The sequence below is a fragment of the uncultured Pontibacter sp. genome (assembly GCF_947495565.1).
In the GTDB taxonomy this organism is placed as follows: domain Bacteria; phylum Bacteroidota; class Bacteroidia; order Cytophagales; family Hymenobacteraceae; genus Pontibacter.
The window spans coordinates 152010-166926 of record NZ_CANLZM010000009.1 but is presented as its reverse complement, the minus strand read 5'-3'; the positions used below and the strand labels follow the sequence as shown (position 1 = coordinate 166926).

Here is a 14917-nt window from a genome sequence, read left to right as displayed (position 1 = left end):
GGCTGGGCAGCGTTGTTTTTACTACTGCAGCGTTAGTCTTAACAGGGCGTCATAGCCATACACATCCTCCCTGAAATGTACCTCCATGTGCTCATTTACCCAGGAGGTAAAGTATACAATGTGTAGCGGTATCGGTTCCCTTACCCGTACGTAGTGGTTCGGTTTTGCTCTTCGCCATAGTTTATCCACTTCCTCAGTGGTGTAGCCCGACCCCCGCTTTAGCAGGTAATAAGCCAGTTCGACGGGTTTTTCCAACCTAATGCAGCCGTGGCTGAACGCCCGGTTTGGGTATTTAAACAATTCTTTGGCTGGCGTGTCGTGGAGATACTGCGGCAAATGGTTCGGAAACGGGAATTTTACCCGCCCCAGCTCATTGCCAGAGCCGTTTAGCTGTATGATGCGGTAACTAAAATTAGCCCGGTTTATACGATGCCAGTTCACCTTCCAGGGGTTTACCCGTATCCAGCCTTGTGCTGTAGATCGTTCCAAAATCATACGCTTGCGGGCGAGATAGCCTGGGTTGCGCCTTAAAATCGGTACAATTTCGTTTACAGCAATGGATGTGGGCAGGTACCAGTACGGGTTCAGGACAACCATATTTAGAACGGAGTGTATAGGGTATGTTTTCAAGGGCGGTTTGCCTACAATAACGCGCATACGCAGAGAAGCACTGTCGCTGTCTATCACCTGCAGTGCAAATTCTGGTATGTTGATGATTGTGTAGGGTTGTTGCGCTAAGGTGAGTGCAGAATCAAAGCGGGTCAGGTTAATACGAAGCTGCTCCAGGCGCTGCTCCGGAGAAATGTTTAGTGCCGCAACGGTATTTGGCCCAACAACCCCGTCAGGAATAAGGCCATGGCGGCGCTGGAAACGCTGTACCGCAGTTGCTGTTTGCTGCATATAGGCAGTGGCATCTGCCACGGAATCAACGGGCAAATCGCCGGTGAGGAGCAGGTTCTTCTGAAGCAAAGAAACAAAACGGCTACTGTCGCCGGGGTGAAGCAGGAGGGTGTCCGGAAAAGTATGCCAGTGCTCTGACTGAGCCAAAGCCTCGTACTGCTGAATGGCCTGCTGTAGCCGAAGCTTGCTGTAAGGCTGGTATGGCTGCTCCTGCGCCTGTACGTTATTGTGCCATAGCAAAGCAAGCAACAATATGAGCAGTAACCGGAGCATATAGAACAGAATAGAATCTATATGGGTATACGTAACACTGCGGATACTCGCCGAAGGCTGTTACTTTTCCAGGATACGGCTGAGGAAGCAGATCTGCTACTGTTAATAATTGTACTATATATTTGTTGAGAAAAAATCATACACATGGCTACCACCATTGATAAAGACACACTAAGTTTTCTGGCTGACCTGGCCAATCATAATACCCGCGAGTGGTTTAATGAGAATAAGCCCCGCTACGAAAACGCCCGCAAAAACTATATCAGTTTTCTAAACGAGATGGTGCAGGAAATGCAGCATTTTGAACCGGCCGCCCGTGGCCAGCAGGGGAAAGACCTGGTATTCCGTATTTACCGCGATGTGCGTTTCTCTAAGGATAAGCGTCCGTACAAAGACCATTTTGGGGCTTACCTGGCTGAAGGAGGGAAGAAATCTGTATTTCCCGGTTACTACCTGCACCTGGCCAGCGACAACAAGTCTTTTCTGGCGGGAGGTTTGTGGTATCCGCCGGCACCAGAGCTAAAGGCGGTGCGGCAGGAGATTGATTATAACCTGGATGCGTTTGAGAGACTGGTGGAATCGGAGGGGTTCAAGAAAAAGTTCTGCGCTATTGAGGGAGAGCAGCTCAAAACCACTCCTAAAGGCTATGACAAAGAGAACCCGGCAATTCATTACCTGCGCTTCAAAAGTTGGAACGCTATCATGCCGCTTCCCGATGAAACGGTGTTGAGCCCAGGCTTCCTGCAGGTTGTTCTAGACGGTTTTCAGGCGCTAAAGCCCTTAAATGATTTCCTAACAAACCCTATTAAAGATTTAGGCGTGGAGGAAGTATAAAGCTAAGAGAATTAGCGACAAAGCTTGTTTCAAGGGAAGGCAAAATGCGCTGCCTAACATAAACTCTTCGTCTTACCTGAAAATCGCACGTTAATAGAAAAGCCAAGTCTTTTGTAAAAGCTTTTGGTTTTATCGAAGTTTTATACCTGCAGGATAAGAAAATCTGCTTTGTTGTAGTTCTTCTGTTGATCGTTATTTTGCATGTTAGCAACTAACCTGTTAGGATAAATATACTTTAGCTTTAAACTAAGTATAGTAAATAGCAGAAGTGATGTAACTTAAGTCTTACTAAATAATCTATACTTTACTTATTTAGATTGGCGTGATGGCGGCGCTGCCGATAGAGGTATAACTCTGCAGCCAGCCATAGCAGCACCAGGCTGTACTCCAGCGTTACCAGCAGCAAATCTTCGCGGTAGGTGGGCGTGCGGTAAGCAGCATAGGTGAGTATGGCTAAGCCAGACCAGGTAACGGCAAACCGGAAGTGGCTCATAACAGTAAGCGCCAATAAAGTAGTGAGGTACCAGGGGTGCACCGTGGTCGACAACAGCAGGTACATTGTCAGGGCGGCGGCCATGTAACCTGCCAGCCGTCTTACAGATCCGAGCTTTTTAACTGAGGCCATACTTAGTATTAACGCCAATGTACCCAGCGACAGGAGCGGCCCAAGTATAGCAATGGTATTATATCCCGTAACATTAAAGCCGACCCAGCGCAACAGGTAATAAACGCTGGCGTTGAACTCAAATTTCTGAAAATACAGATCCAGGCTCTGAAAGATATTCTGCAGCACCTCCAGGTTTACCAAGGGCGCGAACTGAGCCACTACCGTTACCATTACCACCGTGCCGTAAAGTATAAACTGCCTGAGCCCCAGCTTCCGGAGCAGGAACGGCAGAAACATGAGCGGCAGCAGCTTAGAGCCGATAGCCAACCCAAACGCAAAACCAGACCAAACCAGCCGATGGTAAAAAAGCTGGTGAAGCGCCAGCAGCAGGAAAAAGATCATCAGGGCCTCAAAATGCAGGTTGCCTACCAACTCTAAAATTACCAGCGGGTTAAGGGCGTAGAGCAGCACATGCTTTTCGGGGAGAGCCATTTTGCGGAGCAGGCGCCAGAGCAACAGTATACTTCCTGCCTCAGCCAACAGAAGTACAAGCCGCATCGCCACAATGCTGCCAATGATACTTTGCGGAGATAGCTTTACCGCCAGCCAAAACACGGCCTGCGATACCGGCGGGTACACGCTGTAGTATGCCTGGGAGTTAAGTTGCGCATACAAATCCTGTGTTATACCCGGCACTTGCTGCGCCTCCGGCTGCGTAAAAAAAGCGGGCAAGTATAAATAAGGGTTCAGCCCAGCCGACAGCAACCGCCCATCCCATACAAACCGGAAATAATCATCGGAAAGGGCAGGTGTGGCAAACAGAAAAATAAGCCGGAAAAACATAGCCGCCGCAATGCCGTGCCACAGGTTAAAACGCTGGTTGGTAGTATACAGGTAAGCTACAAACACCACCGCGTACAGCAGGAGCAACTGGGTAAAGTTAGTGCGGGGCGTGGCATAAGCCAGGGCCGCATAAGCCGCTGCAGAAACTGCCAAAGCTGTGTAGCTGAGTAGGTTGCTCTTTGCGGGTGCCATACTTTGTGGAGCGTTTACGCTAGTTTGTTACTTTTAAGCCCATACGGTGAACACCGCCTACAGGTATTTAAATATAGTCAGGATGATCTTGTAACCAGCCATTACGGTGCCTTTTACCGTGCCAGATACTTTAGAGACACCAATGCGCTTACGGTACGAAACTGGCAGCTCCACATACTTTACTTTCTGTTTAGCAGCCTTGGCCTGCATTTCTACCGTCCAGCCGTAGTTGCGATCGCACATGCCAAGCGCCAGTAAAGTATCCATTCTTATAGCCCTGAAGGGACCCAAATCTGTAAAGCGGGCGCCGTAAAACAAACGGATGAGGGTGGTGGCCAGCCAGTTGCCGAAAATCTGCTGCGGCATCATAGCCCCGGCTTCGCGCTGCCCCAGCGCTCTGGACCCAATCACCATATCCGCCTGGCCATCCACAATAGGCTGTACCAACTGCACCATCTCCTGCGGGTAGTCTGAATAGTCGCCGTCCAAAAACACGATTATATCGGGGCGCTGATGTTCGGGTTTGGCGGCGGCATAGGCTATGCCTTTCAGGCAGGCGTTGCCGTAGCCGGGGTTGAGCTCGTGCAGCACAGTGGCTCCGGCGGCGGCGGCCACCTTCGCGGTAAGATCTTTGGAGTTGTTGTTCACCACAATTACCTCGTCCACAAAGCCTTCAGGAATATCCTGCACCACCTGGGCAATAGATTTTTCTTCGTTGTAAGCGGGAATAATAACGTTAATAAGGGGCTTAGCTACCATACAAAGGCAAAGATGCCCAAAATACTGCACACATACTTATCGGGCATCTATTTATAAAACTGTTTTTCTTTGAAATTCTGGCCTGTACGGCACTACCTTTGCAGTAAACTTTTTGCCTGTGAGCAGGTTAGATTATTTACAAACAACACAACAAGTATGAAAGAGGAAGCCATAAAGGTTGGAGACAAAGCACCTGATTTTGAGCTTGAGCGTCAGGATGGGGGCTTTTTTCGCCTGTATGATCTGATTGGAAAGAAAAACGTTGTGCTATACTTTTACCCAAAAGACAGCACCCCCGGCTGCACCAAGCAAGCCTGCGAGTTCCGGGACCAGTACGAAGTTTTTAAAGAACATGGCGCTGAAGTTGTGGGCATCAGCTCAGACAGTGTGGAGTCGCACCAGCGGTTCGAGAAGGTGCATAAACTGCCATTTACACTGCTAAGTGATAAAGGCGGCCAGATTAGAAAATTGTTTAAGGTGCCGCGCAAACTGGGCCTATTGCCTGGCCGCGTTACCTACATCATCGATCAGGAAGGCGTGGTGCGCTACGTTTTCAATTCCATGACGAAGCCATTGGAGCACGTAAGTATAGCGCTTGAGGTGCTACAGGAGATCAACAGCGAAGAGAAACATTACAAAACAGTTTAGCTAGTATAAAGAAACAAAAAGGGGTGGCCGGATAAATTTCCGGCCACCCCTTTTTCTATTTTAGCTGCTGTGTATGCTTGACATCTTTGTAGATTAGCGATTAAAAACATCAATCAGTTCCAGCTTTTTGCCGTTGTTCAGCTCCACATACAAGAAGCCCTTGCTTTTGTTAAAGTATACAATTTTAGGTTCTTCGGCAGTAGTGGTGGTGCCTTCAAATACATACGCGTCAGGATACGTGGTTTCGCCAACGGTTACTTCCTGCGTCTCGTCTGTAGGGCGTATCTCCCAGGCGCTTTTGTTGCCTACGCCAATCTTAACAACCAGCGAGTCGGGTTTCTTCAGTATAAAAGTGCCCAGGTAAGGCAGGCTTCTGTTCTTTTCTTCAATAATGTTGGTAACCTGCGTGTTGCGCTCCTCAATACAGTCATCCGAAATGGAGAAACCATCTCCGGGTACGCTCTGAGCATAAATACCGGTGCGCAGGTACGTAATTGTGTCGCCATTTCCGTTCCGGAATAAAGCTGTGTCTCCGCTGCCATACACCAGCCATTCGGTGTCTTCTATGGTGGGTTCTGTTACAGTAATATCGCCGCAGTTGTCGCAGGCTGCCAGAGTGGCGGAGGCAAACATGAGCAGGAAAAATGATTTAACGGTAGTCTTCATTGGGCGTCTGAATGAGTTAGGAAATCGAAAGTTAATAAATAAAAGATGAGGTTTATAACACAGACCCCATTTGGCGTGCCGAGGGTTGCATGGCCCCGGCTTTTTTATACCAATCCTCTACTTCCGGGAAGTGATCTTTTGCGGCGTCAGGATGCGTCAGTATGTTTACATGGTCGTAATCGTGCAGATAGCCATTGGCTTTGCTTAGCAACCTGAAGGTGCTTTGGCTGCAGCCGGTTTCCAGCATCAGCTGCTCTACATCCACAGGGTGGCCTAGCACGTCATCTTTAGCCCCTGTCAAGTATAAAGTTGGGGGCAGCTTCATGTTCCGGAGCGCTTTGGCGTAATCATACTTGTCGTGCCAGTCGAGCCACTGGCGCTGCACCACCCATTGGTGTGTTTGCCGGTGCGAGTGCTTTGTTTCACTGTCGGATCCCATTTTTAATTTTTTAGCGTAAAGTGCTCCCGTAACGGCTACGGTGGCTTTGGCAAACCAATTCCACATCACATCCACCATAAAGAACTTTTTCAGGCTGCGGATACTGATGCGGCGCTTGCTCCCGAAAAAAGCCATGGCCTGCACCTGCACAGGTATGACGGGGCGTGCCAGGTATGCCAGCATCAGCACCCCGCCCCAGGAGTGGGCACCCCAATACTGCGGCACATCGCCCTTCAGGTCCTTGATTTTCTGAATAAAGGCCGGGAAATCCTCCTGTAAAGTATGATTCAGGCCAAACGTGGATTTGCTTGAAATAGCCGGTGTGCTCTGCCCGCGGCCCCTAAGGTCGGCCACAAACACATCATAACCCTGCTTTGCCAGCCATGGAGCGAAGCCCTTGCCATTGTTGGAATAGAAGATGCGGCCATTCTCAATTGAGCCATGCACTAAAAATACGGGTGGGCCTTGGTGGTTCTCGCTAAAGCGCTTCAGGTGCAGCGTATCACTAGGGGTGGCAGGAATAAAAACAGATTCTTGCAGGATGTCAGGTTGTTCGGGCAGCATAAGCATCAGCGTGTTAAGGGCATAAGAAAGCCGACAGTCGGAAAACAAGCTACAATATACTTATTTTCTGACTGTCGGCTTAGCCTTACTATGTGGTTTCAGGTATGCCTAGCTTCTGACAGGTATGGGCTGGGGTTTCAGCTTTGGCCTGAAAATCAGCCAGGCAAGCGCCCCGGCAACAGTGCCTGAGAAAAACGTCATGCCGGCAATTAACCAGCCATTCATACCGCGCTGCTCAGCATCAAAATATATATAGGCTAAAATCATCCCAAGCAACACCAGGTATAATCCAATCATCAGCAGAAATAGCACACTCGTCATATCTATCATCATCAGTTCCATAACTCCAAATTTAAATTGTACTGTACAAAAGCATATCTGCCTCTGTTCTATTATATTAAACCAATTTTAAGGATTTATGTTTATAAATATTTTTAGAATACTGCTGAATAATTAGATAATTTAATGGTGTTTGATTGTATTGTAGTAAAATCAGGGGCAAAGGGCAGCTGGAGAAGATTTATGAAGGGCTTAAAAGTATGATGGGTAAACTAGCAAACCCTTATACTTACGGCTGAATACGGTCTGTGTTTTTCCGAAAAGAATCTGCTGCTCTATCAATGCAGGGGCAGCAGATTGATCAGAGGATTAAGTAGAGTAGCCGTTGTGGCGGTAAATGAAATGTTGAGTCAAAATTACTCAGGCTGGTGTTGCTGTAGCTGGCGCAGCATGATCTCGGTAAGGTAGCTGCCGCTAGAAGGGCCGAAAAAGTTCATACCCCTGGTCTCGTACTCCTGCAGGTTGTAATACTTGTCCGGGGTGATGTAGCCGATGTAGCCGCCGTTAAAGCTGGTGACAATTGCGTGCTGCCCTTGTGCCTGTGCCTGCTGGGCAATCTGCGCCACAAACTCGCCGGAGTAATCGGCAGGTGCTCCTAAAAAGACAATATTTCCTAACTGCAGGCTGGTAATGTGGGCAGGGTGATCTCCGAAAATGCTGTTGAACAGAACCGGCGCCAGCCTTAAACCCTTGCTGATACGCCAGCTTGGCTCCGGCAGCTGGAAAGGCACACGGCCATAACCCAGCGTGTTGATATAACCGGTTTTAACGTTCAGCAGCTCCTCCCGCAGCAGTTTAGCCAAGCGCTCTCCTACGGCTTTGGTGCTTTCGTGCGTATCGCCTTTAAGGTAAACGGTGCTGTGGCTGCCTACCGCGCCCGCTGAGAAAGAGGTAAATCCTACGCGCTCCTCCAGTTCATCTACCAGCACGCCCGGGTAATCGCGGGAAAGGGTGGGGTCGTCGGAGGGAAGTATGGTGGGGTGCGCCGAGAATACGGAAAGTATGGCTGTGGTGCCGTCCTCCCGCTCAAACTTAACAAAGCGCAGTGCTGTATCCCGGTTTTCCAGTCGCTCTTTATAGTATGGGTTGTCAGGATTTTTAAGCAGGCGGTTTTTGACAAGGCTTGCCGCGCTGGTGCTGCCGAAGCCTACTTTTGTAGGCTGCAGGTTTTGCCGCGCCAGTTCTATACTTTGCACGATCTGCTGCGTCAGCCGCTCCACCAGTTCGGCATCATACTTACCCGACATAAACTTTACACCCAGCTTTTTGCCCCAACCTCCAAAACTGGTGTGGCTATGCGTGGCCGTAAGGTATACCTGCTCCGGCTTTAAGCCCAACTGCGGGTATGCTTGCTCCAGTTTCTGCAGCACCTCCATCGGCACAATCAGCAAGTCCAACGCTACGTAATAGGCCTCTGCCTTGCCGTTGCTGAACGCAAATGTGCGTACCCAGGCCGAGTCGTGCACTTGTTCGTAGGTCATGCCCATGCGTTTGCCATAGCCGGCCAAAGGTGTGCCAACCGGGGGCGTAATATTAATTTTGGCCCAGCCAACCTGCACCGTGTCACCGTGGGTAACGGTGGCCGGGCTTGCGCTTTGACTGCTGATGGTTTCCTGGTAATAGGCTGATTCTTGGTATGGTGTACGGTCTAGCGGGCGTACGACACAAGCTGTAATCAGCAGCAGGAAGAATAGCACATACAGGTATACATAGCGGCGGGCGCGCTTCGGGCTTCTTGTATTCATTTGGTTGTTAGCAAACGCTGCGGCTGCATTAGCAATTACCCTGCCTTAGTTATAAAAGCCACTTCAGCAAAGTATAATGTAGATGGCAGTGCAGTTGCAAAGTTACACATTTAGGCTTTAAACAAGCCCGCGGCTTATACTTTGCAGCGGCTGATAGGGCAGATTTATACTTTAGGTAGCCACCATTTCAGCAGATAAAATTTTCAGGTTTGGCAATAAGGCTTAAATTTGACGTTTGTTAAGTCCCGCGTTAAAGTTTAAAGTCCGGGCAAAGGCAACGGTGGTAGGAGGGGAGCGCCTTTTCAGATCAAGTTCATACTTCCCTGCCATACTTGCCATAGCGCAAAACCAGAAATTGGCTTAAAGTATTATAATGGAACCGAATTTAGACCATCTTTTAAAGATAGCCTCGGAGCTGTCTATTACCATTAAGCAGGTAGAGGCCACCGCCAGATTGCTCGACGAGGGTGCTACTGTACCTTTTATCTCCCGTTACCGCAAAGAAGTAACCGGCTCTCTGGACGAAGTGCAAATTGCGGGCATCCGCGACAGAATGGAGCAGCTGCGCGAGCTGGACAAACGCCGCGAAAGTATACTTAAGTCGATCAAAGACCAGGAAAAGCTGACACCGGAGCTGGAGGCGCAGATTATGGCTGCCGAAACCATGGCCGTGCTGGAAGACATTTACCTGCCTTACAAACCAAAGCGCCGCACAAAAGCAACCATTGCCCGTGAAAAAGGACTGGAGCCGTTGGCAGAGCGGATTTTTGCCCAGGAAAATATCGATGTAGAAACCGAAGCAGCCAATTATATCTCTGAAGAAAAAGAGGTAAAAGACATAAATGAGGCCCTTGCCGGCGCCCGCGACATTATGGCTGAGTGGATGAACGAGAACGCCGAGGCACGTGCCGCTATGCGCCAGATCTTTGAAAAGAAAGGCGTGTTTAAGAGCCGCGTAATGATGGGCAAAGAAGAGGAAGGCCAGAAGTTTAAAGATTACTTTGAGTGGGAGGAGCCGATCGAGAAAGCGCCGTCGCACCGTATTCTGGCCATGCGCCGCGGCGAAACCGAAATGGTGCTGATGCTTACAGCACAGCCTGACGAGGAAGCTGCCCTTGCAAAGCTGGAAAGTATGTTTGTACAGGGCAACAACGCTGCCTCTGAGCAGGTGAAACTGGCCGCCAAAGACTGCTACAAGCGCCTGCTGAAACTAAGTATGGAAACAGAGGTACGGCTTAGCTCTAAGAAGCGTGCCGACGAAGAAGCTATCCGTGTGTTTGCCGATAACCTGCGCCAGCTATTATTATCCTCTCCGCTTGGCCAGAAAACGGTACTGGCTTTAGACCCAGGTTTCAGAACTGGTGTGAAGTCTGTCGTGCTGGATAAGCAAGGTAAGCTGCTGCATAACGAAACGATTTACCCGCACACCGGCCAGCACAAAGAGCAGGAGGCTGCGCAGGCGGTGCGTTATATGGTTACCCGCTTCGAGGTAGAGGCCATTGCCATAGGTAACGGCACCGCCAGCCGCGAAACCGAAGCCTTTGTAAAAAGCCTGAAACTGCCGGCCTCGGTGATGGTGGTGATGGTAAACGAAAGCGGCGCTTCTATATACTCTGCTTCCGATGTGGCCCGCGAGGAGTTCCCGGACCAGGACGTAACGGTGCGCGGTGCTGTTTCCATTGGCCGCCGCCTGATGGACCCGCTGGCCGAGCTTGTAAAAATCGACCCGAAAAGTATAGGTGTTGGCCAGTATCAGCACGATGTGGACCAGTCGGCACTTAAGCACTCTTTAGATGACGTGGTAATGAGCTGCGTGAATGCCGTGGGTGTGGAGGTAAATACTGCCAGCAAGCAGCTGTTAACGTATGTTTCGGGCCTAGGACCTGCCTTGGCGCAGAATATTGTAGAGTACCGTAACCAGAACGGACCATTCAAGACCCGTACAGAGCTGAAAAAAGTGTCGCGTTTAGGTGATAAGGCTTTTGAGCAGGCCGCTGGTTTCTTGCGGATCCGTGATGCTAAAAACCCGCTGGATGCCTCAGCCGTGCACCCGGAAAGCTACCCTATTGTGGAGCAGATGGCCAAAGATCTGGGCGTAACCGTGCAGGACCTGATGCAGAAAGACGAGCTGCGCAAAAAGATCAACCTGAAGAATTACGTAACCGACACAGTTGGTTTACCGACCCTGCAGGATATCGTGAGTGAACTAGCCAAGCCGGGCCGCGACCCGCGCCAAACCTTTGAGGCGTTTAGCTTTACAGAAGGCGTAAACGGGATAAAAGACTTGCGCGAAGGCATGAAACTGCCGGGCATCGTAACGAACATTACGGCTTTCGGAGCTTTTGTGGATGTGGGGGTGCACCAGGACGGCCTTGTGCATGTGAGCCACTTATCAGACCGTTTCGTCAGCAACCCGCACGATGTGGTAAAGGTAGGGCAGAAAGTTGAGGTAACTGTGTTGGAGGTGGATGTGCCGCGCAAGCGTATCTCCCTAAGTATGAAAGGCGACCCTGCAGCAGCTAAACCTGCCGGAGGAGGCAACCGCAACAAAGGCGGTAACAAACGGGAGGAAGAGCCAATGGATGATTTCCAGGCGAAGCTGGCCAAGCTGAAAGGCATGTTTAAGTAAGCTTAAGTATAAATATATAAAAAAAGCCCCTGCTATACTTTAGCAGGGGCTTTTTTTATATTCGAAGAAAAGATGAAAATATTTATATACAAATGATAGTATACTTATAGACTTATTGTTGATATTTACTTGTGTAATCATCAACTAAAACCTTCTTTATGAAAAACAAATTTTTGCTCGCCCTGCTGTTCATGGTGGCGTCAGGCTACGCTTCAATGGCGCAATCAGTTTCTATCGGTCCTCGTATAGGGGCTACTTTTGCCAAGATTACGCTGTCAGAAGAGGAAGATGGCTTATCGAACGATGATATCGAGTCGAATCCAGGGATTCAGTTTGGCGCTGTGGCAAATTTTAGGATCAATGATATGTTCTCTATCCAACCGGAGCTGCTCTATGTTCAGAAGGGCTTTAAAATAGGTGAAGATGATATGTATGTCAAAGGCCGGTCAGAATACTTTGAGGTGCCTGTATTGGCTAAGGTATCCTTGGGAACAGAGCGGTTGCACGCTTTTGTAACAGGCGGCCCCACAATTGGCTATTGGGCAGGAGGCGAACACGCTATGAAAATCGGAGATTCTGAAGCAAGGGAAAGCTACGAGTTTGAGGACTCAGACAACCGCTTAGAAGTAGGCGCAAGCTTTGGCATCGGAGCTGCCTATAGGATGGATCAGGGAGAGCTGAACCTGGATGTGCGCTACGGCCTTGGCTTTACCAGCCTTCATGAAACTAAAAACGGGGAAGCCACCACTAAAAACCGTATGCTTGGCGTTTCGCTAGCTTACCTGTTTAACCTGTAACAATAATATAGTAAATAAAAGGCGGCTCCTGCACCAGCGGGAGCCGCCTTTTTGCATTATAAATTAGTAAGCCCACCATATTGTTGAGCAGTTCGAGAAACGGCTAGCGTGAATAGCATCGTAACCATAATAAAACGATAGCTTATGGATACATACAATCAGAACATGTCTAAGGCGCTGCATACGGATTATATAATGCCACCTGCCAGCGGCTCAAGTCATATTAATGTGGGCAAAGCGGAGCGAATTGCTTCTGTGGTTGGCGGTGCCGTGCTCACTTATCTGGGCATGAGAAAGCATGGAGCCGGAGCTCTTGCCATAGCGGCAGCGGGCGGCGCCATGCTTTACAGAGGGCTTACAGGCTATTGTCCGGTAAACGATGCCGCAGGGCGCGACTCTGCAGGGCATAAAGATGTTTCAGTAGAAATTACCCGCAGCCTGACAATATTAAAGCCACGCGAAGAGGTATATCAGTTCTGGCGGCAGCTCGAAAACCTGCCAAAGTTTATGCACCATCTAAACGACGTGCGGCAGCTCGGCCCCAAACGATCTCATTGGAGTGCTAAAGTTCCGAAAGGCATTGGTACTATAGAATGGGAGGCGGATATTGTGCAGGAGGAGCCTAACCAAGTACTGGCCTGGCGCTCTGTAGCAGACTCCACTGTGGATAATGCGGGAGAGGTTAGGTTTATGGATGCTGTCGGCGGCAAAGGCACAGTGCTACAGGCCACCATTTCTTACCGTCCGCCTGCCGGAGATGTGGGAGGAACCATTGCGCACCTGCTAAACCCGGTGTTTAAGCAGATGGTGCTCAATGACCTGCACCGCTTCAAGCAACTAATGGAAGCCGGAGAAGTGGCTACAGTAGAAGGACAGCCGTCCGGGAGAAGCTAACTGCCTGAAGTGAAATCATTTTTCAACCCAATTTAAGAAAACAAACTATGAAAGCATTATGCTGGAACGGCGTGAACGACCTGCGGGTAGAGCGCGTACCGGACCCATCTATACTTAACCCCCGCGACGCTATTGTGCGTGTGGTCATGTCGTCGGTGTGCGGCTCAGATCTGCATCTGCTGGATGGCTACGTGCCTTCCATGAAATCTGGTGATATTATCGGCCACGAATTTATAGGAGAGGTAGTGGAAGTAGGCGCGGAGGTAAAAAAACTAAAAAAAGGGGACCGCGTGGTGGTGGGGTCCATTATAGGCTGCGGGGGCTGTGAGTTCTGTCAGTCAGACCAATGGTCGCTTTGCGATAATTCTAACCCTAACCCGGAGATAACAGAAAAAGCCTACGGTTACCCGACTGCCGGTATTTTTGGGTACTCGCATGCCTTTGGCGGCTATGCCGGTAGCCATGCAGAACTTATTCGGATTCCGTTTGCTGAACTTGGTGCTTTTAAAGTGCCGGAAGGTATACCTGATGAGTCGCTGGTTTTTGTGAGCGATGCGTTCCCGACTGGTTATATGGCCGCTGACATGGCAGATATTGAGCCGGGAGATACGGTGGTAGTATGGGGAGCGGGAGGCGTAGGGCAAATGGCCATGCAAAGCGCATACTTATTAGGGGCAAGCCGCGTCATCGCCATAGATCGTTTTGAAGACCGTCTGGAAAAAGCCAGAGTAAATGCCAAAGCCGAGACACTTAACTATGAAAAGGTAGATGTGCTGGAGGCGCTGAAGGAGATGACCGGAGGCCGAGGGCCGGATCGTTGCATCGATGCAGTTGGAATGGAAGCGCACACAACTGGCGTAGAGGAATACTATGACAAAGCCAAGCAGGCGCTGCGTCTGCAAACAGACAGACCGGCTGTGCTACGACAGGCTATCATGGCGTGCCGCAAAGGCGGTACGGTGTCTATAGTGGGCGTGTACGGCGGCTTGATTGATAAATTTCCGATGGGAGCTGCCATGAACAAAGCCCTCACTTTTAGAATGGGACAAATGTTTGCACAAAAGTATATCCCCGAACTCCTGAACGTGGTATCCGAAGGTAAGGTAGACCCAAGTTACATGCTAACGCATAAATGGACGCTGGACCAAGGGCCTGAGGGTTACAAGATGTTTAAAGAGAAATCAGATAACTGTATGCGCGTGGTATTCACACCGTAAGGCAATTGCCTGTTCTGAAACAGCAGGAGCCGCATATATAAGCGGCTCCTTTTCTGCCTTATGATAAAGTATAGTTGTAGCCAAAGAGGTGTAGACGTTACATTGGGCAGTCCTATTAGATACTTTACTCCCATAGCTATAAGCCCGGTGAATCCTCGTGTTCTTCAAACCAAACGTAGGCATCTTCCAGTTTCTCAAAAAATTGCATTTCAAAAGGAGTGATATCTCTGGCCTTATCCATCATGCCTTCCAGTATAAGTTGGCTTAAAGTATCAGCCGGTTCTATAAGTGCCATTTTTACTATCTCGGATTTATAAGCCAATTGCGGTATCATTACCTCGTTTGCCCAGATCTGATCCTGTGGTGTTATAATTCCCCCCGCCTTATTATTTACAAGCCAGTACTTTAACCGCCTCTCAATGGCTTGTTCAGTTGCTAGTTCCATGCCTTCTCGGTACATGGCGGATGGAACTTCACCGTTTGCCTGTACAACAATCACACGGTTGTTCGGCTCTATACAGATTGTTAACTGAGGCTCTCTAAAAAGTATAACTTTCGCTTCAGGCATATT

At 49.4% G+C, this 14917-nt stretch carries 14 protein-coding genes; 6 read left to right on the top strand and 8 right to left on the bottom strand.

The window, feature by feature from the left end; all coding sequences use genetic code 11:
* Positions 1-21 precede the first annotated feature (21 nt).
* The gene (locus Q1B04_RS12900; RefSeq protein ID WP_299759358.1) at positions 22-1140 is read right to left on the bottom strand and encodes a L,D-transpeptidase family protein; all 1119 of its coding nucleotides are present in this window, start codon (positions 1138-1140) and stop codon (positions 22-24) included.
* 177 nt (positions 1141-1317) lie between these two features.
* On the opposite strand from Q1B04_RS12900, the gene Q1B04_RS12895 reads away from it, so the two are divergent.
* On the top strand, positions 1318-2007 hold the full coding sequence (locus Q1B04_RS12895; RefSeq protein WP_299759356.1) for a DUF2461 domain-containing protein: 690 nt from the start codon (positions 1318-1320) through the stop codon (positions 2005-2007).
* A 304-nt stretch (positions 2008-2311) separates the two neighbouring features.
* Here the strand turns inward: Q1B04_RS12895 and Q1B04_RS12890 are convergent, their stop codons facing one another.
* Positions 2312-3649, bottom strand: coding sequence for a glycosyltransferase 87 family protein (locus tag Q1B04_RS12890; protein ID WP_299759354.1), 1338 nt, complete (start codon positions 3647-3649; stop codon positions 2312-2314).
* 57 nt (positions 3650-3706) lie between these two features.
* Complete coding sequence (locus Q1B04_RS12885; RefSeq protein ID WP_299759352.1) at positions 3707-4408, bottom strand: glycosyltransferase family 2 protein; 702 nt, start codon at positions 4406-4408, stop codon at positions 3707-3709.
* Positions 4409-4564: 156 nt separating this feature from the next.
* Between Q1B04_RS12885 and Q1B04_RS12880 the strand changes: the two genes are divergently transcribed.
* On the top strand, positions 4565-5056 hold the full coding sequence (locus Q1B04_RS12880; protein WP_299759350.1) for a peroxiredoxin: 492 nt from the start codon (positions 4565-4567) through the stop codon (positions 5054-5056).
* Positions 5057-5149: 93 nt separating this feature from the next.
* Here the strand turns inward: Q1B04_RS12880 and Q1B04_RS12875 are convergent, their stop codons facing one another.
* From Q1B04_RS12875 to Q1B04_RS12860, 4 genes are all read right to left on the bottom strand, one after another.
* Positions 5150-5722: a hypothetical protein gene (locus Q1B04_RS12875; protein ID WP_299759348.1), complete on the bottom strand. Its 573-nt coding sequence runs from the start codon at positions 5720-5722 to the stop codon at positions 5150-5152.
* 52 nt (positions 5723-5774) lie between these two features.
* A complete protein-coding gene (locus Q1B04_RS12870) occupies positions 5775-6725 on the bottom strand; it encodes an alpha/beta fold hydrolase (protein ID WP_299759346.1) in 951 nt (316 codons plus the stop codon).
* Between the two features lie 108 nt (positions 6726-6833).
* Entirely contained in the window at positions 6834-7067 is a 234-nt protein-coding gene (locus Q1B04_RS12865; RefSeq protein ID WP_299759344.1) for a hypothetical protein, read from the bottom strand.
* Between the two features lie 353 nt (positions 7068-7420).
* Complete coding sequence (locus Q1B04_RS12860) at positions 7421-8809, bottom strand: neutral/alkaline non-lysosomal ceramidase N-terminal domain-containing protein (protein WP_299759342.1); 1389 nt, start codon at positions 8807-8809, stop codon at positions 7421-7423.
* A 373-nt stretch (positions 8810-9182) separates the two neighbouring features.
* Between Q1B04_RS12860 and Q1B04_RS12855 the strand changes: the two genes are divergently transcribed.
* The 4 genes from Q1B04_RS12855 (at position 9183) to Q1B04_RS12840 (ending at position 14346) form a co-directional block, all read left to right on the top strand.
* The gene (locus tag Q1B04_RS12855; RefSeq protein WP_299759340.1) at positions 9183-11438 is read left to right on the top strand and encodes a Tex family protein; all 2256 of its coding nucleotides are present in this window, start codon (positions 9183-9185) and stop codon (positions 11436-11438) included.
* A gap of 158 nt (positions 11439-11596) precedes the next feature.
* Complete coding sequence (locus Q1B04_RS12850; RefSeq protein WP_299759338.1) at positions 11597-12235, top strand: porin family protein; 639 nt, start codon at positions 11597-11599, stop codon at positions 12233-12235.
* A 144-nt stretch (positions 12236-12379) separates the two neighbouring features.
* Positions 12380-13129, top strand: coding sequence for an SRPBCC family protein (locus Q1B04_RS12845; protein WP_299759336.1), 750 nt, complete (start codon positions 12380-12382; stop codon positions 13127-13129).
* Positions 13130-13176: 47 nt separating this feature from the next.
* A complete protein-coding gene (locus Q1B04_RS12840; RefSeq protein ID WP_299759334.1) occupies positions 13177-14346 on the top strand; it encodes a zinc-dependent alcohol dehydrogenase in 1170 nt (389 codons plus the stop codon).
* A 136-nt stretch (positions 14347-14482) separates the two neighbouring features.
* Here the strand turns inward: Q1B04_RS12840 and Q1B04_RS12835 are convergent, their stop codons facing one another.
* Complete coding sequence (locus Q1B04_RS12835) at positions 14483-14914, bottom strand: hypothetical protein (RefSeq protein WP_299759332.1); 432 nt, start codon at positions 14912-14914, stop codon at positions 14483-14485.
* Positions 14915-14917: the final 3 nt, after the last annotated feature.

Excerpts from the sequence above, each read along its gene's own strand:
- Q1B04_RS12895 (WP_299759356.1), top strand. The coding sequence starts at position 1,318 with ATGGCTACCACCATTGATAAAGACACACTAAGTTTTCTGGCTGACCTG.
- Q1B04_RS12890 (WP_299759354.1), bottom strand. The coding sequence starts at position 3,649 with ATGGCACCCGCAAAGAGCAACCTACTCAGCTACACAGCTTTGGCAGTT.
- Q1B04_RS12885 (WP_299759352.1), bottom strand. The coding sequence starts at position 4,408 with ATGGTAGCTAAGCCCCTTATTAACGTTATTATTCCCGCTTACAACGAA.
- Q1B04_RS12880 (WP_299759350.1), top strand. The coding sequence starts at position 4,565 with ATGAAAGAGGAAGCCATAAAGGTTGGAGACAAAGCACCTGATTTTGAG.
- Q1B04_RS12875 (WP_299759348.1), bottom strand. The coding sequence starts at position 5,722 with ATGAAGACTACCGTTAAATCATTTTTCCTGCTCATGTTTGCCTCCGCC.
- Q1B04_RS12870 (WP_299759346.1), bottom strand. The coding sequence starts at position 6,725 with ATGCTGCCCGAACAACCTGACATCCTGCAAGAATCTGTTTTTATTCCT.
- Q1B04_RS12865 (WP_299759344.1), bottom strand. The coding sequence starts at position 7,067 with ATGGAACTGATGATGATAGATATGACGAGTGTGCTATTTCTGCTGATG.
- Q1B04_RS12860 (WP_299759342.1), bottom strand. The coding sequence starts at position 8,809 with ATGAATACAAGAAGCCCGAAGCGCGCCCGCCGCTATGTATACCTGTAT.
- Q1B04_RS12855 (WP_299759340.1), top strand. The coding sequence starts at position 9,183 with ATGGAACCGAATTTAGACCATCTTTTAAAGATAGCCTCGGAGCTGTCT.
- Q1B04_RS12850 (WP_299759338.1), top strand. The coding sequence starts at position 11,597 with ATGAAAAACAAATTTTTGCTCGCCCTGCTGTTCATGGTGGCGTCAGGC.
- Q1B04_RS12845 (WP_299759336.1), top strand. The coding sequence starts at position 12,380 with ATGGATACATACAATCAGAACATGTCTAAGGCGCTGCATACGGATTAT.
- Q1B04_RS12840 (WP_299759334.1), top strand. The coding sequence starts at position 13,177 with ATGAAAGCATTATGCTGGAACGGCGTGAACGACCTGCGGGTAGAGCGC.
- Q1B04_RS12835 (WP_299759332.1), bottom strand. The coding sequence starts at position 14,914 with ATGCCTGAAGCGAAAGTTATACTTTTTAGAGAGCCTCAGTTAACAATC.